Annotated in this window: 2 protein-coding genes; one reads left to right on the forward strand and one right to left on the reverse strand. The window is 66.9% G+C overall.

Annotated elements, in window-relative coordinates; all coding sequences use genetic code 11:
• Positions 1-162: 162 nt before the first annotated feature.
• Positions 163-756: a cysteine hydrolase family protein gene (locus tag AB4Y84_RS21835; RefSeq protein WP_442243608.1), complete on the forward strand. Its 594-nt coding sequence runs from the start codon at positions 163-165 to the stop codon at positions 754-756.
• Here the strand turns inward: AB4Y84_RS21835 and AB4Y84_RS21840 are convergent.
• The coding region (locus tag AB4Y84_RS21840; protein ID WP_442250956.1) for an endonuclease at positions 726-1310 on the reverse strand (585 nt) is incomplete at its 5' end. The two genes, AB4Y84_RS21835 and AB4Y84_RS21840, sit on opposite strands and share 31 nt — an antisense overlap.

The raw sequence follows: 1310 nt of genomic DNA on the forward strand, positions 1-1310 counted from the left end.
CGGCACGACAAGGGTGAGGGGGACGACGGAGCTGGCCAGTGATCGGGCCTGCGCTCCCGCCGAGGGGGCCGGGCAGCCCGCGCCCGTCAGGCGGCTCCGGCGCGCTGGTGCGTGGTGCCGAAGACGAACAGGCAGTGGAGGCCTGACACCTCGGAGCCCGCCATGGAACAGCCCACCGCCCTGCTCATCATCGATCTTTTCAGCCTGTTCGACTTTCCACAGGGGCGGCAACTGGCTCCGTACGCCGTACGTGCAGCCCAGCGCACCGCCCGCCTGCGTGCTGCATTCGACGCGCACCGCTCGCCGGTGATCTACGCCAATGACAATTTCGGCAACTGGCAGCGCGACTTCCCGCAGCTGGTCGAGGCCTGCCGGCAGAGGGGCGGAGCCCCGGCGCGGATCGTCGAGTACCTTGCCCCCAGCGAGGAACACTACTTCATCCTCAAGCCGAAGCACTCCGCCTTCCTCGCCACGCCACTGCCGGTGCTGCTGGCCAAGCTCGGCACCCGGCGATTGGTGCTGGCCGGCATGGCACTGGACGCGTGCGTGCTGGCCACTGCCATCGATGCCAACTCGCGCGAGTACGCGACGGTGGTCGCCCGGGACGCGGTCGCCGCCCTGCCGGACCGCCGCCAGCCGGCCCTGGAGACACTGCAGCGATCGGGCGCCGTCGAAGTACTCAGCAACCGTCAGATCATCACTTCGCTGTCATCCACGTCCTCATATCAACGCACGGGCCTGACACCACCGCGCTGAACCGGTCCTCTCGCCAGGGTGCGCTTCTTCGCCGGCGGCCGCGGCGTCCCAGCGCGATAATCGACCTGGCATACCGGGCAGAAGAAGGTGCGCCGATGCGTGGTGCCCATGTAGACCTTGCTGACCGGACCACCACAACGGGGGCATGTCCGCCGGGTGTGCACCTGCCAGTGCTTTTTCAGCTCGAACCCGCGCTTCCAGCGTAGGAAGTCGAAACTGTATTCGCGGGCCTGCTTGACCAGTTCGGCAAGCTTGCGCGGCGGAAGATCACCAACAGGGTTGGCCGGGTGGACCCGGATGCGGAACAGCACCTCGTTCTTGATGATGTTGCCCACGCCGGAGAACAGCGTCTGGTCCAGCAGGGCATCGCAGACCAGGACATCGGGCATCGACTTCAGGCGACGGCGGGCAAGCCGGGGGTCCCACAGGTCGCTCATCACGTCGGCGCGCCAGTCGTAGACCTCGTCCAACGGCTGATCGATCAGCTTCACCGAGCAGGTGTAGAAGTTCAGTTCGCCGTTGTCAAAGCGCAGCGATACCCGCGCTGGCGTCTC

Source organism: Stenotrophomonas sp. 2YAF22 (genome assembly GCF_052114665.1).
Taxonomy (GTDB): Bacteria; Pseudomonadota; Gammaproteobacteria; order Xanthomonadales; family Xanthomonadaceae; genus Stenotrophomonas; species Stenotrophomonas indicatrix.